Raw genomic sequence first — 23081 nt, 5'->3', positions numbered from 1 at the left:
CGAAAGGGTGAAACACCATGCGCGGCATCTACATCCCCATCAGCATCACCACGATCCTCCTGATCGTCATCCTGGTGATCGTACTGACCTAACCCATACGGCAACCGACGACGACGCCCCGGCACCTCTCACTTAAAAGAGGTGGCCGGGGCGTCGTCGTGAGCACTGGAGGCTACTGCTGGCTGAGCCCGGAAGCGGGCTGCACTCGGCTCATCTGACGTGCTGGCAGCCAGGCAGCAAGCAGCGCGGCCACCAGCGTGGCAGCCCAGATGGCAGCAACCCGCAACCAGGGGATCTCCAGGACCACACTCCAGTCCTCGCGCGCCACCAGCGAGCTGACCCCAGCCCAGCCGAAGAAACCGCCCAGGACAGTGCCCAGCAGCAATGCGACTGCAGCCATCAGCAGTGCTTCCAAGGAGATCATGGAGCCCACGGCGCGGCGGTTCATTCCCACCGCGCGCAGCAGTGCCGCTTCACGCCGTCGCTCAAAGACCGAGAGGGAGAGCGTATTGCTGACGCCGATGACCGCCACAATGATGGCTGCGGCCAGCAGCACCAGCACCATAAGCAGCACCATGTCGATCATCTCGCCGTAGCCAGCACGCGCATACGCCGATTCAAGGCTCAGCTGATCCGAGTTCTCACCGAAAGCCTCGAAGACTCCGTTGATCTCAGTCTGCCCGGAACCTTCGCCCATGCGCAGGAAGGTGGCGCCGTAACGCTCGGCCGGCTGCCATGGGCCAGGAATTGCCTCAGCAGGAAGTGACTCCTCGGCGATGACCACCATTCCGGCAGGCACCCAGGAGCCGAATTGAACCTCGAGCTCCATGGCGGCGTCTTGTGCCCCGGAGTCAGCAGTCCCATCGGGGGTCAGCCGGGCGGTCTGCTGCTGACCTTCCTCTGCCATGTTGAACAGCTGCTCCTCACCCCACACGAATGATCCCGGGACGAGCACCTGACCCGGTTCCAGCGCAACGTCCCGGTAGGCCACCTCTTCCAGCTGATCAGAGTTGAGGACCAGCACCTGGACCGGAGTCTGACCGGAGTCACCGCGCAGCATGGCCTGCACCCCCTCCAGCACCGCGGCGTCCTGGACCTGAGGCAGCTGGGCCAGCGTCTCCTCGATATCCGCGCCTGTAGCAGTGACATATCCGTCAACCGGATGGGATTCCGCCAGCTCGTCATAGAGCATTCGCTGGGCGGTAGCGGCACCCACAGTCATGGTCACCACAAGGGTCACCCCCACCAGCAGCGCAGAGGCAGTGGCCGTGGTACGGCCAGGTACCTGGCGAGCGTTCTGGCCGGCCAGCGGCGCGGTGACCCGAAGTGCGGAGAACCTCGCCAGCAGCTTCCCCAGCAGGCTCACCAGCGGCGGGATGATCAGACGCCCCAGCAGCAGCACACCGAGGAAACTTAGGGCCCCTCCGGCCACGCCGTAGACAGGGATCGGCAGCCCCAACCATGGATCAACATTGACCGCCGCAAACTCGTCCGTGCTCTCCGGTGTGAAGAGCGCGGCGAAGAGCGCCACCGCCAGGCCGATGGCTACCAAAGCGGACCCGAGGATGATCCGCGGCCGGGAAATGCCCCCGCTGGATGAGACATCGGCTGGCCGCAGCGCCTCCATGGGTGAGACCCTTCCGGCTTTCAGCGCCGGGGCTAATGAGGACAGCACCGCCATGATCAGGCCCAGCCCCAGTCCCACTGCGATGGCAGTGACATTTGGGACTACCGCGGGCAGGGACTCGCCATCGTTGAGCAGCCGCAGCACAAACATGAAGGCCAGGGCCAGGACCCATCCGGCCAGCACGCCTGCAGCACCGCCCAGAATGCCCAGCACGGCGCCCTCAGCCAGGGTTGCCCGGCGCAGCTGCGCCGCGTCGGCTCCGATGGCCCGTAGTAGCGCCATAGTCCGCAGCCGGGAGGCCACAAGCACCTGGAACGTATTGGTGATCACCAGCGCAGAGACGAAGACGGCGATGCCGCCGAAGCCGAAGGCGATATTGCGCAGAATATCGGCATCGCCGGTGCGCTGGCCGATCCATTGGTCCACGATCTGCTGGTTAGTGGCCACCTGCACGCTAGCCACCGTGATGACTCCGTAGGCGTTGGCACCGTCCTCAGGCGCCCAGTCTGATACTCCCTCAGGCAGAGTCAGCGCGCCGGAATCGATACTGCGCTCGATAAGCGCAGCGATCTCCGCCTGAGCATCCTCCTGGGCAGCAGCGTTCTCGTGCAGATCGCCTCGCAGTGCCACTCGGATGTTCTCCACCATCGCAGTACCCGGCAACCGGTCCAGACCAGCGGCGCTCATCAGACCGTGCGGTGAGGGAAGATCGTCCTCGGCGATACCGACTACGGTGTAGTCCACACTTCCCGCATGCTGGGACTGACCGGTCTCCTCGTCCCAGGAGATATCAGCCGCGCTGAGCGTGTCACCCATCTGGAGTTCTTCGGTCTCGGCAGCTGTCGAATTAAGCACCAGTTCGGTTTCATCCCGCGGCAGACGTCCCGCAGCAAGCTCCACGTCCTGTGTGGTGCCCACCGTGCGCACGTCAACGCTGAACCGGAAATCCTCGGCGTTGTCCCAGACCTCGAACCAGCTGGCTCGGACAGGCTCTGCGACCTCTACTGAATCCAGGTCCTGGATCAGCTGCGCCAATACCGTGTCCTGGTGGACGGGGTCCTGCGGGTCTTCGCCGTCATCCCAGATGCTGAGGTGCTCGGCATTGATGATGAGATCAGCACCTGCTGCCTCGGCCTGAACATCTTCGCTGATGCCGCGGGTGAAGGAGTCCACCATGAGCAGACCGGTGATGATAAAAGCCACCGAAATGGTGATAGCTGCCCCGGCGGCCCAGAGCTTCTTGCCCGAGGAGCGCAGATTGGCGCGCAGCACCGGGCTCATCAGGCTCATTTGGCGACCTCGATCATCCGTGCCGCCAGCAGCTCAGCAGTGGGATCCTGCAGCTGGTCTACCACCCGCCCGTCATTGAGAATCACCGTGCTGTCTGCTCCAGCTGCGGCATTGACGTCATGAGTGACCATGACCACGGTCTGGCCGAACTCGTCCACGGCAGTGCGCAGCAGGCCCAACACCTCAGCCCCGGTGCGTGAATCCAGGTTTCCGGTCGGTTCATCAGCGAAGATCACTGCGGGCTTCGAGACCAGAGCCCGGGCTACGGCCACGCGCTGCTGCTGGCCTCCGGAGAGTTCGAAGGGACGATGGTGCAGCCGGTCAGTCAGCCCCAGCCGATCGATGACCATCTCAAAGAACAGCCGGTCCGTCGCGGCCCCTCCCAGGGATGCTGGCAGCAGAATGTTCTCCTCGGCGGTCATCGCCGGAACCAGGTTGTAGGCCTGGAAGATGAAGCCGATACGCTCACGCCGCACCCGGGTGAGTTCCTTCTCCCCGAGCCCGGTCAGCTCAATGGTGGCCCCGTCGTCGTGGGTTAGGGTCACCGTTCCTGAGTCTGCCGAGTCCAGTCCGGCCAGCACATGCATCAACGTGGACTTTCCCGAACCCGAAGGGCCCATCACCGCGGTGAATGCACCGGCGGCGAAGTCGATACTGAGGTTCTTCAGCGGAACCACTGTGGCATCGCCGGTGCCATAGGTCTTGGTGAGATTGGCGGCCCTCACCGCGGGGCGGACACGCATCTGGGTGCTCATGGGGAAGCTTCTCCTCATCATCATGGAAGTGCAGCCCGCAGTGTGCGAGCCGTATCCCACGCTATGAGAATCCGAGCCGGTGAACATCGGACCGGGGAGGGAGCTTGTTCTCCGCCTACAGGATGAGTCCGCCCGCTGTGGTCCGCCAGATGCGGGTTAGTCGACGATTCCAGCCTCGTAGGCGAAGACGACTGCTTGGACTCGGTCCCGCACGCCGAGCTTAGCCAGCACCTGTCCCACATGGGTTTTCACGGTGGCCTCGGAGAGGAAGAGTCGAGCGGCGATCTCCGTATTGGAGTCTCCTGTGGCCATCTCTTCAAGCATCTGCCGCTCCCGTTTAGTCAGCAGCTCCAGGCGCTTCTGCTGCGCTGTTGTGGGAGTACGACGACGCCCCTCGCCCAGCAGTGTGGAGTCCAGCAACCGCCGGGTGGTAGTGGGGGCGACGACGGCGCCACCGGTGACCACGGTGCGGATCGAGTCCAGCAGGACTTCAGGCTGCACGTCTTTGAGCAGGAAGCCGGAGGCACCTGACTGCAGCGCCTGCAGGGCGTACTCATCAGTATCGAATGTGGTCAGCACGATCACCTTGGTGTGTGCCAGGTTCTGGTCCGCGGTGATCTGGGCGGTGGCCTCGAGTCCGTCCATCACGGGCATGCGGATGTCCATGAGGACCACATCCGGTGTATGGACGCCGATCAGGTCCAGCGCTTCGCGGCCATTGCCGGCCTGGGCGATCACCTGCAGATCCGGCTGGGAATCGATAACCATGGCGAAGCCGGCGCGAAGCAGCGCCTGATCATCGGCCAGCAGCACGGTCAAGGGATTTCCGGGGCCATATGATTCGACGCTGGACGATTCAACCCCGGATAACCCAGTGCTGGCACGCCCGGTCGGGATCGGAGCGGGAGTCTGCTCATCGGCGCTCATGCGCTGATCTCCTTCTTTCTACGCCCTGCACCCACTCGGGCCAGCGGGAATCGTGCCATCACTTCAAAGCCGTCCTGACGGGGATGAGCGGTTACCTGCCCCCCGTAGAGGCGGGCCCGCTCAGCCATCCCCAGCAGACCCGAGCCGCGGCCGTCGCTGGGCGCTTGAGCCCCACGGCCGGTGTCATGGATCTCCAGGGCCAGTTCCCCGCTGGCGTAGTCGGTGCCCAACCAGATGGTCGACGTCGCCTCGGTGCCGCCGTGCTTGAGAGTATTGGTCAGGGCTTCCTGGACAATGCGATAGACCGCGAGCCCCACACCGTCGCTCAGCGGGGGGATGTCCGCCTCGGCGATGTGCAGTTCCACGGGCAGGCCGGAGGCACGCACATCGGCAATCAGCTGCGGTAGGTCGTGGATGCCCGGCGCCGGGCGCTTCTTCAGCTGTTCCTGCTCTTCGCGGAGAACCCCGAGCATGCGGCGCATCTCGGTCAGCGCTTCGCGGCCTGTCTCAGCGATGGTCTCGAAGGCTGCTCCGGCGCGGGCAGGGTCCTGCTGCAGGACATACCGGCCGCCGTCGGCCTGGGCGATCATGACCGACATGGAGTGACTGATGACATCGTGCATCTCCCGGGCGATACGCATGCGTTCGGCGTCGGCGGCTAAGCGGGCCTCCTGATCGCGTTCGCGTTCCAGCAGCCGGTTCTTCTCCTCCACGGCTTCCAGCTGGGCGCGCTTACGTCCGGCCAGGTCGCCGAATAGCCAGAACACCAGCACGACGGCGGCAGCGAATCCGCCGATGAGCAGGAGGTTGACCATGGCCGTGGGAGCATCCGCCGGATAGATGCTGGCCACCATCTGCTGATATCCCACAAAGATGGCCAGAAGCACCGCACCCAGCAGAGCTATGGTCAGATAGCCGCGGGAGACTCGACGGCTGCCGTATTTGGCGCAGGTGTAGACCACCAGCGGGACGCTGAGAGCGGAGACACCGGGTCCGCTGAGTGTGAGGATCTGCAGCAGCGCGGCAGTGGCGATGATCCCTGCGGCCACCCCTGGCTGAATCCTGGAGATCGCCAGCGGGACGATGGCCATCAGTTCCAACAGAAGCATGACTTGGGGGTCAACCGCGTTGCCGATGAATCCGTAGTGCGACGCGCTTAAGCCCCAGATCAGCAGTGCCATCAGGGTCAGCGGGGCGACCTTGAAGAGACTGTCCCCCAACCAGGGTCGCTCCTCGAAGAACCGCACTGTGCGCACATGCGGTGGGAGGCGCCCGAATTCTGTCATGCACACAGTCTAGGGAGCTGTTCTGCGCCCTGCCTCCGACCACAGGATGAAAACTGCCCGCTGCTGGCTTCCGGGTTTATCGACCGGGCTTAACCACGGCGCGCTGGTCCGGCGTCGTCGTCTGTTGTCTTCGCTTGCCCAGTGGAGTACTCCTCCGGTGCCATTCTTTCCGCGCGGCCTTTGGAGGCGGTGGGATTGTTCCGGCGGTAGCTGATGCTCTGCGCGATGATGTAGGTCAGCGGGCCAATGATGGGGACCAAGAAAATCACCAGAACCCACAGGACTCCGGCTCGGCGCTGGTGGCGGGTCTGCATCAGAACCATCAGGGCCGCTGCCAGAGCCGCCACTGCCAGGATGCCACCAAAACGCAGCCACCACGGCAACGGTTCACTGCCGGCAGGGGTGGCTGCAGCAAGAGCGGAGAACAACTGCGGCACGAACATGGCATCAGGCTAGACGGGACCGCTGACGAGCAGCTTGATCCCTAGTGGGCGTTGCCTGGAGTTTTGCCGGAGAAGTCAGCGCTGGGGCCAGATACTGCGTTCGGCCATGACATCGGCCAGCGCTTCTGCGTCGTCGGTCATGAGGCCGTCAACGCCCATATCCAGCAGCCGGTGCATCTCAGCGGGATCGTCCACCACCCATACATGGACCTGCAGCCCGGCCTTATGGCAGCGCTCAATGAACTTCGGCCGCACAATGCGCACCCCGGAGTGCTCGATAGGCACCTGGACGCAATCGATCCCAGCCAGACGGCGACTGATCCGGCGCAGGAATCCCAGCGGACCCAGTAGCACAATCATGCCCGTGGAGACCCACCCCCCGGAGGTAGCCACCGGGCGGCTCAGTCGCTTATTCACCCGATGCCGACGGGCGTCGTTGAAGCTGGCGGCCAGCACTCGGTGGTGAGCTCCGTGACGCTCAACGATCTCCGCAAAGGGGCCGACGGCTTCTCCGTCTTTGAGGTCCACGTTGAAATGGACGTCATCCCATTCCGTGAGCAGATCCTCGAAGCGCACCATCGGCTCGGTGAACCGGCCGTCCATCCCGACGCGGAGTTCACTGAGCTCTTCCCAGGTCTTCTCACTCAGCCGACCGCTGCCGGTGGTGACCCTGCCCAGCTCCTCATCGTGGAAGACCACCAGGGTGCCGCAGGCTGCAGTACGGACATCGATCTCCAGGTACCGGTACCCCAGTTCGACGGCGTGCCGGAAGGCGCCCATGGTGTTCTCGCGGCGGGGATCCGCTCCGCGGTGAGCAAAGGCCAGCGGGGCGTTCTGCAGAGCTCCGGGCTGAGAGTTCAGCAGATAGGGAATGTCGCGGTAGGGATGGGCCCGGTAGGGACTGAGCCGGGTCACAGCTGACCTGCCAGCAGCTTTTCGATGATCACAGCCACGCCGTCGTCATCACAGCTTGAGGTCACATGGTTTGCCGCAGCGCGTGCCATCGGGTGGGCAGAGCCTACCGCCCAAGATGTGCCAGCCCACTGCAGCATTTCAATGTCATTGGGCATGTCTCCGAAGGCCACCACATTCTGCTGGTTGACGCCCAGGGAGGTGGCGAAGCGCTGGAGACCTGCAGCCTTGTTGATGCCCTTGGCTGCCAGCTCCAGCAGGCTCACCCCGGGTGCTGAGTGGGTGACGCTGACCAGGTGACCGGCACGCCGTCGCACTTCGGCCAGGAATGCGTCTGGATCCATGCTGTGGGTTTTCACCAGCAGCTTCACCACCCGGTCAGCGACGTGGTCCTGACCAACCTCGCTGTCCGGGGTGCGCACCTCACCGCGGGTGCCGCGCTCTAAGGTCTCATCCAGCGGGCCGAAGAGCAGCTGCTCTTCACCGATGCCGGCTGCCTTGCGTTTGGCATCATCGTAGAAGAGTGAGTCTTTGGCGAAGCCGTCTTCTAGGTGCAGGTGTTCGAGCGTCTCGGCGGCGAAGAAAGCACCGGGGTCTAAGTCGAGGATGATGTCCTTGGCTGAGAACAGCGCCTCGGCCTGCATGGGCCAGGAGGAGACCAACCTGTCCTGCGCCAAGTCATACATCACTGCTCCGTTGGAGCAGATCACCGGGCCGATCTCACCGAGGGTGTCACTGACTGGCCGCATATTGCGCACCGGGCGTCCAGTGACTAATACGACGGCGACCCCTGCTTCGCTGGCGGCTTGGAACGCTTCGACCGTGCGCGGGGACACCGCGCCGGAGGCGGTGAGCTTATAGGAGAGGATCGTGCCGTCGATATCGCTGGCGATCAGCTTGACCGGGGTTCCAGCAAGTTGTGGCGCGGCCGCGTCGTCGAGGACTGGGTGGTTGAGGGCAGCCTCGGCGGATTCAGTGGTGGGTGCGGCGCTGGCGGACATCCCGCCTCCGGGTGTCTGAAGCTGTGAAGTCATCGTCTCTTTAGGGGTTAGTCGGCGGCAGTGAGGGCGGCGGCAAGCTCTTTTGCGCTCGGCGGCTGGGCGCCGAAGCGGGAGGAGGTGATGGCGGCAGCCTGCGCGGCACTGCGCAGTACTTCTGAGACGGTGTCAGCGCTGATGTCTTGAAGTGCTTGACGGTGATGGGCTCCCAGCAGTCCGCGCTGCTGCAAGCTGGAGAGGGTGGCGGCCATAAAAGAGTCACCAGCGCCAACGGTGTCAGCGACTTCCACGGAGAAAGCCTGCTGCTCAACGAAACCGCTGCGCGCCAGGGCTATCGCACCAGAAGCACCGCGGGTCACGGTGACCAGGGAGGGGCCCAGTTCCAGCCAGGCGGACATGGTGTCCCGGTGGCTGCGTTCGGGATAGAGCAGATCTAGGTCATCAGTGGAGGCCTGAATGACATCAGCTAAGGCGATGAACTCTTCTACCTGCTGGCGTGCTTCTTCGCGGTTGGGCACCAGGGTGGGCCGGTAATTGGGATCGTAGGAGATGGTGGCGGTCTCCCGAGCCCGGTGCAGGACCCCTTTGACGGTCTCGGCCCCGGGCTGGACCATCGCGGCAATAGAGCCGGTGTGCAGGTGGATTCTGTCCCCCGAGCAGGTAGCGAACTTCTCCTCCACCTCGTCTGCGCTGGGCAGCGCCCAGTCCAGTGAGAATTCGTAGCTGGCCTGACCGGTGGGATCCAGTGTGGCCCGGGCTACTGAGGTGGGCAGCTCATCTGCCTCGAGCAGGGAGTTGATGCCCTGAGCGCGCAGTGAGCGGGCAATCATGCGACCGTAATCGTCCTCGCCGCGCCGTCCGGCGAAGACCACCTGGTGTTCCAGGCGAGCGAGTCCTACCGCAACATTGAAGGGGCTGCCCCCGACGTGCGCCTTTGGGGCAGATGTCTCCGAATGGACCACATCTACCAAGCACTCGCCAATGACCGCCAGGTATGAACTCACGCCTCTACACTACCCGGAATCGGTCGCTCTGGGCCTGTGCGGCAAGCTGTTTCAGGGCATTGGTACTGGCAAGTAGGCCCATCGCACTGCGGTGGTGATTACCGGCCACGCGATGAGCACGATGAGACCTAGCCGACAAGTGTGAGGCCTCCGGATAAAAGACGGGCGCCCCTCTTGGGGGTAGAGGGGCGCCCGCTTTCCTGGAACAGTCAGAGCAGAGCTCTTAGACTGTTCAGGCCTGTCGGCGGTTCCTCCACACCAGGAGGCTGCCGCCTGCGGCAAGCAGCAGAGTCACTGCCGCGAGCATCATTCCCACACCTGCACCGGTTTGAGCCAGGGAGCCTGGCTGCTTGGGTGCGTCTTCATCCTCAGCATCAGGTTCAGGCGCCGCAGGAGTGGGCAGCTGAGGTTCATTGCTGGGGTCAGCCGCAGGAGTGGGGGATTCACTTGGATCAGCCGGTTCGGTCGGCTGATGCGAGGGATCGGTCGGATCAGTTGCCGGAGTGCTCGGCGCTGCCGGTTCGCTCGGCTCAGTCGGAGGATCCGCGGGATCTGCAGGCTCCGACGGCGGGTCCGAGGGTTCTGCAGGCTCGCTCGGCTCAGTCGGAGGATCCGTAGGCTCGCTCGGTTGGGTCGGAGGATCCGTAGGCTCAGCAGGAACCGTCGGCGGGTGCGTGGGCGTCACCGGCTCACTCGGCTCAGTCGGCGGATCGGTAGGCTCACTCGGCTCAGTCGGCGGGTCAGTAGGCTCACTCGGCTCAGTCGGCGGGTCAGTAGGCTCACTCGGCTCAGTCGGCGGGTCAGTAGGCTCACTCGGCTCAGTCGGCGGATTCGTCGGCTCGCTTGGCTCCGACGGCTCGCTCGGCGGGTCCGTAGGATCAGCAGGCTCAGCAGGCGGGTCCGTTGGCTCGCTCGGCTCCGACGGCGGATCCGTGGGATCAGCAGGCTCAGTCGGCGGATCGGTAGGTTCGTTCGGTTCAGTCGGCGGGTCAGTAGGTTCGTTCGGTTCAGTCGGCGGCTCGCTCGGCTCAGCCGGCTCCACGGGCTCAGTCGGCTGGACCTTCAGAATCACTCCGGCATCCCACGTCGGATCGATACCCTCAGAAGCCAGCACTTCACGCGAACCGTAGTCCTTGGTCAGCTGAGCATTCTCACTATCCAACCGGAACCTAGCAGTCAGACCAGTCACCGGATCAGCATTGGAATCCGCCGTGACATCGTCACCAACGGTCTGGATAGTGAACTCATACAGCTCAGCCTGCTCCTGGGTCAGCTCAAACCGAATCTGGTACTCACCAGCTGGCAGCTCATCGAAGATGTACAGACCGTTCTCATCAGTGCTCGTACGAGCAACCTCTTCACCATCGGCATCCAAAAGGACCACAGTCACGCCCTCAAGCGACTGCTCATCCTCGCCCTGCAGACCATCCTTATTGGTATCGATCCACACGTAGTCACCCACAGCGTAGGTCGGCTCAGATGGTTCGGCGGGAGTATTGAAGAACGTCACAGTCTCGGTGGAACCGTCGGCTTCCACTGTGACGCGAATTTCCTGCTCGGAGAGCTCATAGCCCTTAGGTGCTACCACCTCACGGACGAAGTAGGTCCCCGGCTCAGGCACAAGAACACTTCGACTGCGACCCTCGGAGTCATCAACTGCCAGGAATCCGTCCTTCACATAGGCGTTGTCGACGACGACCTCGCCCGCTGCCGTACGAATCTCGAACCGAGCGTTGGGGTCGTCGATCACCACATTGTCGTTGCTGCGGTCCCGCTTAGCGATGGACACGGGGTAACCGTCTGACGGGGTCACCGTAGCGCTGGTGTTTCCGATGACGTTGATAATCGGGGTATCTAGCTCGAAGCTGGTGATTCGCACCAGAACGTTCGCGCTGATGCCGTCCTGCTTGGAGAGCACTTCTCCCTGTTTATTCGCAAGGGTCACACGGTGGTTCTCGGCGTCGTAGGAGGCGATGAGGTTTCCACCGATCTCTACGGGGCCGGCAACGGCCCCGGCGCCGGTATCTACGTTCTCATCGGTAACGAAACCGAGGAACTCAACTTCCTCGGGCAGATTGTCGATCACCGGGATGATCGGCACTCCGTCGTAGTTGCCGTGTGGGATGAAGGCAATGTTGTAGACGTACTCGTCCTGAACCAGCTCGCCCTCGTCGTTGACTTCGGCGCGGAGGTTGGTGGTCCAGAGCCGGTTCTCAGTGTCTCGGATGCTCTTACGAACCTGAGCTTCATCACCATAGGATGTCGCTTCTGCTCGCACCTCCGACCAGTAGATGGGCACTTCGTCCTGTCCGAAGAGACTTGCCTTGTTAGTGATGCTCAGGGTCTGCTTGCCTGCCAAAGGCACCGTGGTCAGCGTGATGGTGACTTCCAGCCGCGCAGTGGGGTTGTCCTTGACCAGGTTGATGCCTTTATCGCTGAGCTTGATGATCAGGTTGCCGTCATCGTCTACGCTCACGTCGAAGTAGGTAGCGTCCATCTCGTGCCACCAGTTGAACTTGCCGGTAATCGCCGCGGCGATCTCTTCAACATTGGATGTCTCGAAGTATTCGGGATTGACATAGTCGACGATGTAGCTCTTGGTGAGGTCGACGTTCTGGACGGTGAATCGGTAGTCGAGCTCAGTGGTCTCACCGGGAACAACAGTGATGGTTTCTGAAGACAGGGCTGTCTTCGAGAACTTATCCGGGTCGTGGCGGCCGTCGTCGCTCTCATCCCAGACGATCAGATCCACGGCAGCTTCACGCTCGTGGGCTGCTTTCTCTTCTGAGTAGATGAAGGAAGCTCGGTTTCTCAGGGGATAGTGGGTGGAACCGTTGTTGGGGTTCTTCCACGCGTACAGGTCCTCGATAGTAGTGACTTGTGCCTTCACCGCGACAGTCACGTCGCTCTGGTTCCGGCCGAGGTTGACCAGCAGCAGTTGATTCACAACGGCCCAGTGACCGACATACTCATCAGCGGCAAAGTCCTCTGCAGTTCCGCTGAATCCAGCAGCCTGCGTCAGCTCCATACCCTGAGCGGTGATGAAATCGGCAGCGTCGGTGCTCCAGCGTGCCTGCTGCGGCAGCGGATCAGAGATCACCACATTGCGGCCCAGCACAAAGTGCTCATTTCGCCCGTCGAAGGTGCTCAGATTCGCACGAAGAGTGTAGGTGATGTCCTGAGCTGGCTGCAGCGTGCCGCCTTCGTCCACGAGCACGTCTCGCCGACCATGATCCCAGTTACCGGACTTGGTGAAAATGCTGTCTAGGCGCGGGGTTTCGGGGGCCGGTGGGCCTGCCCGGTGACCGCCCAGCCACACGTCAGCGGTGCGCTGCTGGTCGCCGAAGGTCGCAGTGTTCCTTAAATTGAAGCCGAAGTTACCGGTTCGGTCCTCAGCCACCAACTTGTCCAGCTCGACCTGCAGCATGTCACGCAATGCTGCGTGTGCTGATTCATGCGGGACTGATGCCGTGTAGGTGACCTTGAGTCGGGAGGGGTTCGGCAGGTCAAGAGTGTGGGTGAATCCGGTGTGACCGTCGGCAACCGCTGGGGTGAACTCCAGCGGTTCAATCTTCCGGTTACGCCCCTGGTCATCCCAGGTGGTCAGCTCCGCACGAAAGGACTCCGGGTCCAGCACCAGATGCTCCGGCAGTTGGTCTGCGATGGTGAAACCCTGACGGTTCTGGTCCTTGGCGGTGTCCACGTTGAGGGTGTAAGTGATCTTCTGGCCGATGATCGAGGGATTGAGCACCACCTGGCCGTCGTCGTCGATGGTGACTGCACTGTTCCAGTTGGGACGCGCGGCATTTTTTGCCACACGAGACGAGACGTTCTCAAACTCGTCTCCAGGAGCACGGACAACCACCTCGATGGAGTGCTCCTCGTCATCGACTCGCCAAGTCACCTTTTCGGTGCCACTGACCTCTACTTCGCGCAGGGTGTAGTTCAGGGCCCATACGCCCTGACTCACGTCATCCGGAAACGGGTCTGCGAACGTGATGTGAATGGCACCGTCGTGTTCGGTGACGCTCTTAATGGCGGTGTTGCCAGCGGGTACCACCAGGGATGCGGGGTCAATGCTGGTGGGGACGCCTCCGAGTTCGATGACAGCGGTGGAGCCCGGCACTACATCCCGGCTGTACTGGACGTTCAGCCGAAGCGTATCTCCGGGGGTGATCACGGTGTTCGGCGAAGCCGCCCGGCCGTTGATCAGCAGGTTAGTGGTCACGCCGGGCGTTTGGGCGTGTGCCGCCGGGGCCAGCGCTGTGAGTCCTGTCAGTGCCAGCAGTGAAATGAGCAGAGCTGCGAGCAGGCGCACCAATGGTGTGCCCGCCCTTCGTTGATCTGGTAGAAGGGTGGTCATGTCCTAGGTCCAATCGCGTGTTAAGAAGGCCCCTGTGGGCGCGCGCGGACATACGAGGCCAAAAGGCCGGGGTGGGGAAAGAGATCCGCAGTCTGCGCCAGCGGGGAGACGGACCAATACTGGTCGGCAGGACCAAGCAGGGGATGCGAAAAGGGCCCATAGAGGGGGAACTTCACCCCGCCGTTCACCCCGCGGCCACGTGGCGTTCACCCTCGACGTCACCCTTTAACGGGGTATTAGAGAGTGTGCTGAGCCACAACGAACGTCAGTGGGGTGCAGCAGCCTGGCACGGCCAGCGCACTATTGACTCTTCGAAGGCATGAAAGCGACAGGTGTCGCGACGACTATCAGGCACGCGAAACTACGGCAGAAAAGGAATCAGCCTGACGGTTCCAATGGAGCGCCTGGAGCGAACCAGGCTCTTTCGAGCTCCTGAGCCAGCGTAGGAGACGCCGTCCTACTGCTGCCGGTAGAGCTCGTAGCCGCCCAGCAGATTCTTCACCGGCGCGCCGGGATAACGCTGGGACAGCAGCTGCAGCGCCTGACGGGAACGCACACCGTGAGCACAGTAGACCACCACTGGTCGGTCATCTGCGGCCTCGTCCAGGCCGGGAACCTCCGGGGACTCCCGCCACAGCGTCATCAGTGGAATATTGACCGCATCCTCGATGGTGCCCTGCTGGTGCTCCCACGGTTCACGAACATCCACGACGCCGGCAATCTCCCCGCGGGCCACCGCCTGGCGGAACTCGCGCGGAGTCAGATCATCGGCTTGCTTCGGGTCCCCGGTGAAAGGGTTGAAGTCGATATCTTCGTTCACGCTGTCCTCGTTCACGCTGTCCTCCGCTACTGTTTCTGCGGCAGCTGAGTCCGTCGGGCTGAGGTCAGCCGCTGCGCCGTCGTCGTCTGCTTGGTGGGCGGGTGCCTCGCAGGCAGCATCGAAGTCCGGTCCTCCGCCGAGTCCAGTGACATCAGCACCAATGCTGGTGACCGGTTCCCGCTGCGGATCCGGCTCCAGGCGGAACTCGCGGAAGCTGGCAGTGAGGGCGTCATAGGTCATGACCCTCCCCAGCAGGGTCTCCCCCACTCCGGTGAGGTGCTTGACGGTCTCCGTGGCCATCAACGAGCCAATGACACCAGGCAGCACACCCAGGACTCCGGCCTCAGCACAGGTGGGGACTTCCCCGGCGTCGGGAGCTTCCGGGTACAGATCACGGTAGGTGGGTCCGCGTTCACCAGAAGGCAGCCGGGACCAGAAGAGGCTGACCTGTCCGGCGAATCGCAGGATGGATCCGGAGACCAACGGCACTCCGGCGATCTCGCAGGCATCAGAGACCACATAGCGGGTGGCGAAATTATCTGAGCCATCCACCACAATATCCACCGGCTCCACCAGCTCCAACGCGTTCTGCGCAGTCAACGGCTGGCGGTGCTCGACGACGTTGACTTCCGGGTGCAGCCCGCGCATGACCGCCGCGGCCGAGGCCGTCTTGGGCTGTCCCACGGTGGCCTCAGAGTGAATGACCTGGCGGTGCAGATTCGAGCGGTCCACGACGTCGTGGTCAATCACCTCGATGGTGCCCACCCCGGCCGCTGCCAGATACGTGAGGATCGGTGCGCCAAGGCCGCCTGCACCCACCACCAGCACCCGCGCCCGCAGCAGTTTGTCCTGGGCTTCGATACCGAAGCCGGCCAGTGCGAAGTGGCGCTGGAAGCGTTCGGCCTGCGATCGCGAAAACGCGGAGAGATCAGTCATCAGGTGAGGTCTTCCACAGGGTCGATGATGCCCTCCATTGGGCTGGAGGCCAGGGCATGCTCGCGGCGCGGGATACGTCCGGCATGCCGGGAGTGCCAGCCAGCCTCTACTGCAGCCTTCACTGCATGCGCCATCGCAGAGGGATTCTGCGCGCGAGTCACCGCGGAGGCCACCAGCACTGCCGCACAGCCGAGTTCCATGGCCAGGGCGGCTTCTGAGGCGGCACCGATGCCGGCGTCGAGGACCACCGGCACTGAGGCGCGGGAGGCAATGAGCTCAATATTGTGCGGGTTCAGGATCCCGAGCCCGGTGCCGATGGGGGCACCCAGGGGCATGACCGCTGCAGCACCGACCTGCTCCAGACGGCGGGCGACGGCGGGATCATCACTGGTGTAGACCAGCGGGATGAATCCACGGTCGGCCAGCTGTTCAGTGGCCTCCAGGGTCTCGATGACATCCGGAAGCAGAGTGTGCTCATCGGCGATGACTTCGACCTTGATGAGGTTGGTCTCCAGGGCTTCGCGGGCGAGCTCTGCGGTCAGGACAGTGTCCTTGACGGTGTAGCAACCAGCAGTGTTGGGCAGAATATCGATGCCCAGGCGCTCCAGCATGCTGAAGACCGAGGTCTTAGTGTCCGGGCTGAAGCGGCGCATGGCCACTGTGGTCAGCGTGGTGCCGGAAGTGATGAGCGCTCGTTCCAGGGCTGCGAGATCGGTGATGCCACCGGTACCCATGATCAGACGGTTCGCCAGGGTGTATCCGCCGATGTCCAGCGGCGGAATGCCAGCGTCGAATGCGGGTCCGGTCTGGGCTGTGTCAGACACTTAGTCAGCCTCCCTGGACTGCGGTGACGATTTCCAGCTCGACACCCTCGCTGAGCTCGGTGGCGGCCCAACGGCTGCGCGGGATGACGGAACCGGCCAGTGCGACGGCGACGCCGAGGCGTCCTCCATCTGCGGGGGTGCCGTCAGCGCTGAGCTGGCGTCCGGTGGTGTGCGCGACGGCGTCGACCACAGTAGCTCCTTCAGCGAAGGCGACCTGGTCATCATTAATGTGAACGGTGGGCATAGCGTCTCCAGTCTAGTCCTGCCGGGCACAACGCTGCGCTGGCTAGGATTAGTCCGGGGACGAGCGCGGATGGCTGTTTCTTCGCTCAATGCGCGCAACACATCAGGAAAGGCTCGCTATGACGATGAGGCCATCTGCTTCGCTGCGCGCACGTTCGCACATCGTGATCTTCTGGCTCACAGTTCTGACGGCCGCCTCGCGGACGTCGGCATTGCTGCTTGCCCTGCCCTGGTTGGCGCTGCAGGAGACAGGAAGTGCCACCATAGTGGGCGCGCTTGGTGCTCTTACCCTGCTGGCAGGTCAGTTGCTGGCTCCTCTGCTCATGCTGTTCGCTGACCGCCTGGGGCGCTGGCGCACTGCGGTGGCGGCGGATGTACTCACGCTCGCCGGATGTGGTGCTGCGGCGTTATTGGTTGAAGCTGGCATGTTCACCGTGGCGGCAATGATGGTGCTGGGCCCGCTTCTGGCTATCGGCCGCGGCGTGGGCTCCGCGACTCGTAAGGCACTGGTCCCTGATCTTGCCGAGGAACACCGTGTTCGATACTCCACTGTGACAGCCGGGCGCGAGGTCATGATCGTTGCTGGTTTTGTAGTCTCGCCTATTGTCAGCGGCTACATGCTGGTTGATGGCGCCAGCGGTGCAAGTGTCTTCTGGATGTGCGTGGGCTTCTCTCTGCTGAGCATGGTGGGAATGCTGCTTATCCCGCGGCATCTAGGAGTGGTAGAGCATACAGATCCTGGCGGCTTCAGTGTGATCCGCACGCCTAGGCGCAGCCTGGTCAGCACTATGCGGGAGCATCCGGCACTCACCAGGGCGGTGCTGATGACAGCCGCCGTCGCGGCCGTTGCGGCAGTCTTCCAACAGGTGGGGGCCCCCGTGATCGCCGAATCCATCGGGGATTCGGACCAGCTGGGCTTGCTCATCGCCGGTTACGCCCTAGGCAGTGTGGCCGGCGTCGGGCTCCACGTGCTGGCGGCGCGGACACTGGGTCGGTTCAGCACCGTAGTCTTCGGGGTGGCGCTAGGTGTGCTGGGTTTCGCGCTTCTGCCGTTCTTGCTGGAGGCGGGCTGGGCACCCGGTGTAGGGGCGCTGGTGGGAGCAGGACTCGGCATGACCAATCCGCTCTGGGCAACTGCGACTGCCGAATATTCGCCGCACCATGCCCGCAGCACCGTGGTCGCCGCTCAGGTGCTTGCCGCAGGTGCGGTAGGCGGACTGGCCCCCCTAGCGGCCGGGATCGGGGTGGAGCACCTCGGCGTCGTGCCGGTGATGTGGGTGGTGGCAACCTACTGGGCCGGGTGCTGCCTGCTGTGGCTATGGCGCGCTGATACGGAGCTCACGCCTCGGGTAATTGGCCAGCAAATGAGCCCGTCGTTCGAGCAGAGCGGGGTGAACGACCATCAGTCTTCAGGAGCCAGCAGGCCAACAGCATAGGCAAGTTCTAGCGCTTCAGTGCGGGAGTGCACGTCCATTTTGCGGTAGATCCTGCGCAGATGAGTTTTGACGGTGTTCTCTGACAAGTGCAGACGATGAGCAATGACAGCCCTGGATTCTGAGTGCGCCAGCTCGGCCAGCACCCGCAACTCGGCTTCACTGAGCTCCGGCGCCGCAACGTCAGAGGAGCCGGAGAGCCGCTCCTCCACCGCGGCGAAGAGATCAGCCCTGTGGGGGGCTCGCTCCCGCAGTAGGGCCAGAAGCCGTTCGGGCGGGATGATCAGCACATCTGAGGGTGACCCGCATTCATCTGCAAGCGCCAGTGCCGCCAGGAACTGCTCCCCGGCCACGCTCTGGCTGGCATCAGCTGAACCGGCGCCGGCCAGAGCTGCTTCGGCCTGGGTCCAGCAGAGCCGCAAGCTGATCTCCTCGCGCGGCGTCATCCCCTGGTAGGTCTCTAGAATCTGACGGGAGATACGCCGCGCTTTCTCCCAGTCTTTCTCGTAGAGCGCCAGGACAGCCTCCGCGCGTTCCAGCGCTACACCGGGTCTTCCCGGGTAGTCCAGATCCCATCCACGCTCGAGGTGTTTTCGCGCAGAGTCCAGTGCCCCGGCCGCCGCGGCTGTAGCAACAGCACGGGTCTGGAGATGAACCTGCATGTAGCGGCTGGTGGGCGGTGCAGAACGGCGGGTATGCAGTTCGGTGGCGATATAGCTCACCATGCCGGTCTCATGAAAATAGGAAGCAATCCGCGAACGCAGGTCAAGGATGAAGACCCACAGCTCCGTATCTCCCTGGAATTGTTTGATGCGCTCCAGCTCAGCACGGGCGGTCTCCGGTCGCCGGTCTACTAGAGCAACTGCTGCAGAGGCAATACACGCCGGCGCACCTGAGTAGCTCTCGTTCCATCCCGGTGGCAGCTCGAAGCTGCCGATCCAGGACAGCACCTCCCGGGTCGCCGCGATATTGCCCGCCGTGGCCAAAATCAGTGCTTTGAGTCCGGCACTGTAGAGCGCGCGCCATTGGAAAGTCCCGTCCGAGTCAACCAGCGGCACCACAATGGGTTCGATGAGGCTCAATGCTGCCCGGTGGTCCCCCAGGAAGAGCTTCGTGCTTGCTGAATACTGGCGCATTGCCGTGGCCACCCAGCTTCGCGCGGCTTCAACGAGGAACCGGTGATCCTCTGGGAGCTCGTCAACCCAGGCGCTGCTCACCACCCGCAGCTTTTCGATCTGGGGCAGGACCTCACTAGCGAGCTGGTCAGCTAGTTCGAAGTTCCCCAGCAGCCGGTGGTGCGCAAACGTCACCGTCTGACTTACCACCCGGCCGAAGTCGCTGGCTGAAGTGTCGACCTGGCTGAGGACTTCCTCTCCCACTGTGCGAAGCGCCGTCAGGGTGACATCTGGCCTTTCGGCGAGCATGACCATACGGAACCACCCCACGAAGGGGTATTTACGAACGACAGCAGAGGGCACACTGTCCAGAATCTGGCTGAAGTCCTCCCTGCCTATAGCTTGGAGTTCGTTGAAATGCAGCAGTGCCTGACGCGCAATCAGATCCCAGTCAAAGGCACGGTATGCATGCTGGACCGCTTCCCAAGGATGCTGATGCTCAGCGTGCCAGCCTGCGATGACTTGATGGGCCCTTCGAAGCTGTGCCGGCTCAAGTCTCTCTTGAGCGAGTTCCCGCAGACCAGGAGACAGCACCGCGTCCAGCCGGAAGACACCGTGCTCATCGCGAGTTCCGAGTCCGAATTGCTCCATCTCAGCGATGACTGCATCCGCGGCAGGAACGGTGATCTCCAGCAGAGCCGCGATCAGCTGGGCATCCAGTGCCGGAGCGAGACCTAGGAGCAGAAGTGCCTGGGGGTCATTACCGAGTGAGTTCTCAGCGAGTACACGGCGCATGGACTGCACCGCGAGTTCTTCCTTCAAAGAATGAACGGTCTCCGAGGTCACCAGCCGCTGTCCCTGCCGCTGAGCATGCCGGATCAGTGCCCGCACCATGATGGGAGTGGTCACGGTCTCTAGAACACTCTGGTGCACCTGGGTGAGTCCCGCAGCAGCCAGAGCGGTACGGGCCTCCGTCGGCGTCAACAGCAACTGCCGTGAGCCGATGATATCCCCCTGCAGCTCAGGCACGATCTGCAGTTGGAGGTTCTCGCTGAGATAGGTGGCCAGCAGCAGGAAACGCAGCCCGGACACTTGCGCCGTTAAGGTTCTCACCAACTTCAGCGATTCATCTGTGAGCGCCTCGGAGTGATCAATTACGACGACGACGCCGACCCTCCGGTTCCTCAGCTCACGCGCAAGAACCGAGCTCATCCTGCGCAGCGGCCTGGCTTCAGTCAAGCCCCCCAAGGCCTTACCCAGTCCTGCAAGCTGCAAGACTTCTTCCAGCTCAGCTACGAGGTCGGTGAAGAACTCCCAGCCGCTGCTTGCAGCATCCGCGTTGAGCCATGCCACGGGTGAGTCTTGCCATGCGGCGGCCCAATGAGCGGCTGCGCTAGTTTTGCCGCCCCCAGGAGGGGTCACGAGCAGCGTCAGCTGCGCATTCCTGACGGTATTGGTGATCAGCGAGGTGATTCTAGGCCGGGGCACCACATCTGAGGCCATGGCAGGCACATGAAAGGAAGGTGATATCGGCATATCTCAGGCATCACCCTGTGAAGCTGTTTCGAGCAAGCCATGGGCAGCAGCTACTGCCAAGGCTTCCTCTCGTCCGGCCACACCCAACTTTCGATACAGGGTACGCAGCTGGCTCTTGACGGTATTCCGTGAGACCACGAGGTCCTCTGCGATCTCCGCCACGCTGCTGTGGTGAGCCAGGGAGCTCAGCACCACTCGTTCTCGTTCTGTCAGCTGACCCGGCAACACGGAATCTGGGATGACACTACGTGCAGTGTCTAGGACCTCTGCACCAGGAAGCCGGTGCTTACGCGCCAGATCCAACAACCCGCAGAGATCACCAGCGGGGACCAAGAGCACCTGAATCCGCAGACCGGTCTCTGCAGAAATGGCCAACATGTGCTGCAGGTGGTGCAGGGCGCTGCTCTTCTCCGCTTGGCGCAGTGCGACGGCTGCAGTCAGCAAGTGAGCGAAGAAGGACAGGCGCGGCGGCGTCGTGCCTCCAGTGAGATCAGTCAGTAGTGCCGTGACCTGCTCATAATCACCGGTTAAGTGGCAGTGCAGGGCGCGCAACAGTCTCGCCAGCTGCGGATTGACAGTTCTGGGAAGCTGATGAAGAACCTGCTCTGCCGCTGCCCCTTGGCCCTCTGCCAGGTACAACAGCACCTGCAGGGGTCCCAGCACCTGCCGCTCAAACCCGGTGAGCTTCTCGCGGCCGTGACTGCGAGACAAACGCGAAATCCGCTGAAGACCCTGTGCGGGATTGCCCATCACTAGATCCGCAGAAGCTTCTAGCGCCACAAAATAGGGGCGGAACTCGATGGTCTCCATATGCGGGGCCAAAGCCTGCACATGGGCACGGGCGGATTGAATGTCGAGCTTCTCCAGTGCGAGGATCCCTGAGACGAAGTGCAGTAGTGCTCCCACATACCCATTGCGGACGTCGGTGGGCACCTCGGTTTTCTGGGCCTCCGCGACGGTGTCCTCTGCAGCGTGCAGATCGCCGTCAAAGGCCTGCAGCATCGCAACTGCACCCAGAGTCTGCAGCTGGGAGCTCAGAGTCAGCGTCTCAGGGAAGGCGAGGTTCTCCTGCAGTGCCGGCCAGGCTTCTCGAGGATGAGCTGCACGGATAAGGGTCAGGGCGTTCTGTACCCGCATCCACCCCACTTGATCTCCCAGTGGGGACAAATCCACTTCCGGGTTCAGCAGGAGCTTCAAAGCACGGCGAGCCGCTGGGACACCTTGTACTGCGTGACCCGCCAAGCGGAAGGCTAGCGCCTCAACAGTGGCTAATGCGGCTTTCTCTGCATGGGAGGCTCGTGGGGTGAGCAGCTTGGCCCCGGCAATGGCGGTCAGGAAGTACTCCCCTGCTTTGATACGTCGACTCCTCCGGGCATAGCAGCCGACGCCGAGGATCAGGGCGATGAGCGGGTATCGGGCTACATCCTTAGGGGCCAGGGGTTTGAGCCGCTCGAGTGCTCCAGGCTGACTGATGAGACGCAGACCGTTGCGCAGCAGGACGGAGGACACCAGCTGAAGGTCCTCGGCGGCCAGAGCATGGTTGACCGCCACTTCAGGTTTGCCCCGCTGCTGGTACCAGCGTGCAGTCTCGCGGTGCGCTTGGTGGAGCACATCTGCGGCGTAACGGCCCTGGTCATCCGGAATCGTTGCACTTTCCCGGCGACTGTCCAACAGTGACTGCCGAATCATCGTGTGATAGCGCCAGAGTGTGCCCTGTGGGCTGTTGCTGGCCGTCAGAAGTCCTGCGGCTTCAAGGGCTTCTAAGTGCGGCTGCGGATTCATGCCAGAGAGCGAACCGGCCAGGGTCGCATCGAATTCTTCGGGCACGCAGGTCGAGAGCATAAATGCCCGTCGTTCTGCAGGTACGCCGCGAAGCAGGTCCCGGACCACGGCCTCTGCGACGTCTTCGATTGACTCCCCGGGTTCGCTGCTCTGCAGTCCTACCATCACGGCGCGCAGCAGCAATGGGCTGCCTTCACAAAGTGCATGGAGTTTCGCGGCGTTTGTGCCACTGCCTAGTCCCTGCTGAAGGATCTGGGTGCTCTCGGTGACGGTGAGGCGCAGGTACGAAGGAGTGATGACTGTTCGCTCCACCCGGGAACCCACCAGCCCACCTTCTAAGTAGCCGCGATGTCTGGCAGTCACGACGATGCGCAGCTGCGGACACGAGTCAATCAGCGCGAGCAGGTCCTCGGCGACCTCAGGGTCGTCGTCGTATTGGTCTACGTCGTCGATCACCAGCACCACGGGTTCCAGAAGTAAAGAAACCGCTTCTGTGAGGGCCGACCGGAGATCAGCAACGCTCTCCAAGGTGTCCTGCAGGACACTGAATCTGGGGTCCAAGCACGTCAGTCCCGCAATGGCGGCTTTCCAGAGCAGGTGACGCGTCCCCGCGGTTTCAGCCGAAATCCACACCGATGGCTTCGCCTGAACGGTAATCCAGTCTGAGACAAGTGTGGTCTTGCCGCTGCCCACAGGACCCCGCACCACAGTCAGCGCCGCGGGCTGGTTCAACATTTGCAGTAAGCGGGCCCGCCTAATTAGACCGGAGGCACGACGAGGAACGCCA

At 62.8% G+C, this 23081-nt stretch carries 15 protein-coding genes; 1 reads left to right on the top strand and 14 read right to left on the bottom strand.

Annotated features, from left to right (window positions below):
* Positions 1-172 precede the first annotated feature (172 nt).
* The 12 genes from ABEA23_RS03435 to thiS all read right to left on the bottom strand — a co-directional run bounded on the left by ABEA23_RS03435 (position 173) and on the right by thiS (position 16429).
* Positions 173-2917, bottom strand: a complete 2745-nt coding sequence (locus tag ABEA23_RS03435) for an ABC transporter permease (protein WP_345476663.1) — start codon at positions 2915-2917, stop codon at positions 173-175.
* Positions 2914-3672, bottom strand: a complete 759-nt coding sequence (locus tag ABEA23_RS03430; RefSeq protein ID WP_345476662.1) for an ABC transporter ATP-binding protein — start codon at positions 3670-3672, stop codon at positions 2914-2916. The genes ABEA23_RS03435 and ABEA23_RS03430 overlap by 4 nt, the downstream gene beginning before the upstream one ends.
* A gap of 156 nt (positions 3673-3828) precedes the next feature.
* A complete protein-coding gene (locus ABEA23_RS03425; protein WP_345476661.1) occupies positions 3829-4599 on the bottom strand; it encodes a response regulator in 771 nt (256 codons plus the stop codon).
* Entirely contained in the window at positions 4596-5885 is a 1290-nt protein-coding gene (locus ABEA23_RS03420; protein WP_345476660.1) for a sensor histidine kinase, read from the bottom strand. The genes ABEA23_RS03425 and ABEA23_RS03420 overlap by 4 nt, the downstream gene beginning before the upstream one ends.
* 89 nt (positions 5886-5974) lie before the next feature.
* The gene (locus ABEA23_RS03415; protein WP_345476659.1) at positions 5975-6328 is read right to left on the bottom strand and encodes a PLD nuclease N-terminal domain-containing protein; all 354 of its coding nucleotides are present in this window, start codon (positions 6326-6328) and stop codon (positions 5975-5977) included.
* A gap of 75 nt (positions 6329-6403) precedes the next feature.
* Positions 6404-7243: a glycerophosphodiester phosphodiesterase family protein gene (locus ABEA23_RS03410; RefSeq protein ID WP_345476658.1), complete on the bottom strand. Its 840-nt coding sequence runs from the start codon at positions 7241-7243 to the stop codon at positions 6404-6406.
* Positions 7240-8274, bottom strand: a complete 1035-nt coding sequence (locus tag ABEA23_RS03405) for a Cof-type HAD-IIB family hydrolase (protein WP_345476657.1) — start codon at positions 8272-8274, stop codon at positions 7240-7242. Before ABEA23_RS03405 ends, ABEA23_RS03410 begins: the two co-directional genes overlap by 4 nt.
* Positions 8275-8288: 14 nt before the next feature.
* On the bottom strand, positions 8289-9242 hold the full coding sequence (locus tag ABEA23_RS03400; RefSeq protein WP_345476656.1) for a carbohydrate kinase family protein: 954 nt from the start codon (positions 9240-9242) through the stop codon (positions 8289-8291).
* Positions 9243-9474: 232 nt separating this feature from the next.
* Positions 9475-13605 (bottom strand): SdrD B-like domain-containing protein, encoded by a 4131-nt coding sequence (locus tag ABEA23_RS03395; RefSeq protein WP_345476655.1) that lies wholly within the window; start codon positions 13603-13605, stop codon positions 9475-9477.
* A 457-nt stretch (positions 13606-14062) separates the two neighbouring features.
* A complete protein-coding gene (moeB, locus tag ABEA23_RS03390) occupies positions 14063-15361 on the bottom strand; it encodes a molybdopterin-synthase adenylyltransferase MoeB (RefSeq protein ID WP_345476654.1) in 1299 nt (432 codons plus the stop codon).
* The gene (locus ABEA23_RS03385; RefSeq protein ID WP_338086556.1) at positions 15361-16185 is read right to left on the bottom strand and encodes a thiazole synthase; all 825 of its coding nucleotides are present in this window, start codon (positions 16183-16185) and stop codon (positions 15361-15363) included. The genes moeB and ABEA23_RS03385 overlap by 1 nt, the downstream gene beginning before the upstream one ends.
* 4 nt (positions 16186-16189) lie before the next feature.
* Positions 16190-16429: a sulfur carrier protein ThiS gene (gene thiS, locus ABEA23_RS03380; RefSeq protein ID WP_044495521.1), complete on the bottom strand. Its 240-nt coding sequence runs from the start codon at positions 16427-16429 to the stop codon at positions 16190-16192.
* A 118-nt stretch (positions 16430-16547) separates the two neighbouring features.
* Here thiS and ABEA23_RS03375 point away from each other — a divergent pair, with 118 nt between their 5' ends.
* A complete protein-coding gene (locus tag ABEA23_RS03375; protein ID WP_345476653.1) occupies positions 16548-17864 on the top strand; it encodes an MFS transporter in 1317 nt (438 codons plus the stop codon).
* On the opposite strand, the gene ABEA23_RS03370 is transcribed toward ABEA23_RS03375, so the two are convergent.
* Both ABEA23_RS03370 and ABEA23_RS03365 read right to left on the bottom strand, forming a co-directional pair.
* Positions 17831-20512 (bottom strand): helix-turn-helix transcriptional regulator, encoded by a 2682-nt coding sequence (locus ABEA23_RS03370; protein ID WP_345476652.1) that lies wholly within the window; start codon positions 20510-20512, stop codon positions 17831-17833. The genes ABEA23_RS03375 and ABEA23_RS03370 overlap by 34 nt on opposite strands.
* A gap of 3 nt (positions 20513-20515) precedes the next feature.
* Positions 20516-23029 (bottom strand): winged helix-turn-helix domain-containing protein, encoded by a 2514-nt coding sequence (locus ABEA23_RS03365; protein ID WP_345476651.1) that lies wholly within the window; start codon positions 23027-23029, stop codon positions 20516-20518.
* Between the last annotated feature and the right edge of the window lie 52 nt (positions 23030-23081).

It is taken from the genome of Nesterenkonia rhizosphaerae, assembly GCF_039544555.1.
GTDB lineage: Bacteria > Actinomycetota > Actinomycetes > Actinomycetales > Micrococcaceae > Nesterenkonia > Nesterenkonia rhizosphaerae.
This window is presented reverse-complemented; position numbering and strand designations above follow the sequence as displayed.

Excerpts from the sequence above, each read along its gene's own strand:
- ABEA23_RS03435 (WP_345476663.1), bottom strand. The coding sequence starts at position 2,917 with ATGAGCCTGATGAGCCCGGTGCTGCGCGCCAATCTGCGCTCCTCGGGC.
- ABEA23_RS03430 (WP_345476662.1), bottom strand. The coding sequence starts at position 3,672 with ATGAGCACCCAGATGCGTGTCCGCCCCGCGGTGAGGGCCGCCAATCTC.
- ABEA23_RS03425 (WP_345476661.1), bottom strand. The coding sequence starts at position 4,599 with ATGAGCGCCGATGAGCAGACTCCCGCTCCGATCCCGACCGGGCGTGCC.
- ABEA23_RS03420 (WP_345476660.1), bottom strand. The coding sequence starts at position 5,885 with ATGACAGAATTCGGGCGCCTCCCACCGCATGTGCGCACAGTGCGGTTC.
- ABEA23_RS03415 (WP_345476659.1), bottom strand. The coding sequence starts at position 6,328 with ATGTTCGTGCCGCAGTTGTTCTCCGCTCTTGCTGCAGCCACCCCTGCC.
- ABEA23_RS03405 (WP_345476657.1), bottom strand. The coding sequence starts at position 8,274 with ATGACTTCACAGCTTCAGACACCCGGAGGCGGGATGTCCGCCAGCGCC.
- ABEA23_RS03395 (WP_345476655.1), bottom strand. The coding sequence starts at position 13,605 with ATGACCACCCTTCTACCAGATCAACGAAGGGCGGGCACACCATTGGTG.
- moeB (WP_345476654.1), bottom strand. The coding sequence starts at position 15,361 with ATGACTGATCTCTCCGCGTTTTCGCGATCGCAGGCCGAACGCTTCCAG.
- thiS (WP_044495521.1), bottom strand. The coding sequence starts at position 16,429 with ATGCCCACCGTTCACATTAATGATGACCAGGTCGCCTTCGCTGAAGGA.
- ABEA23_RS03375 (WP_345476653.1), top strand. The coding sequence starts at position 16,548 with ATGACGATGAGGCCATCTGCTTCGCTGCGCGCACGTTCGCACATCGTG.
- ABEA23_RS03370 (WP_345476652.1), bottom strand. The coding sequence starts at position 20,512 with ATGCCGATATCACCTTCCTTTCATGTGCCTGCCATGGCCTCAGATGTG.
- ABEA23_RS03365 (WP_345476651.1), bottom strand. The coding sequence starts at position 23,029 with ATGTTGAACCAGCCCGCGGCGCTGACTGTGGTGCGGGGTCCTGTGGGC.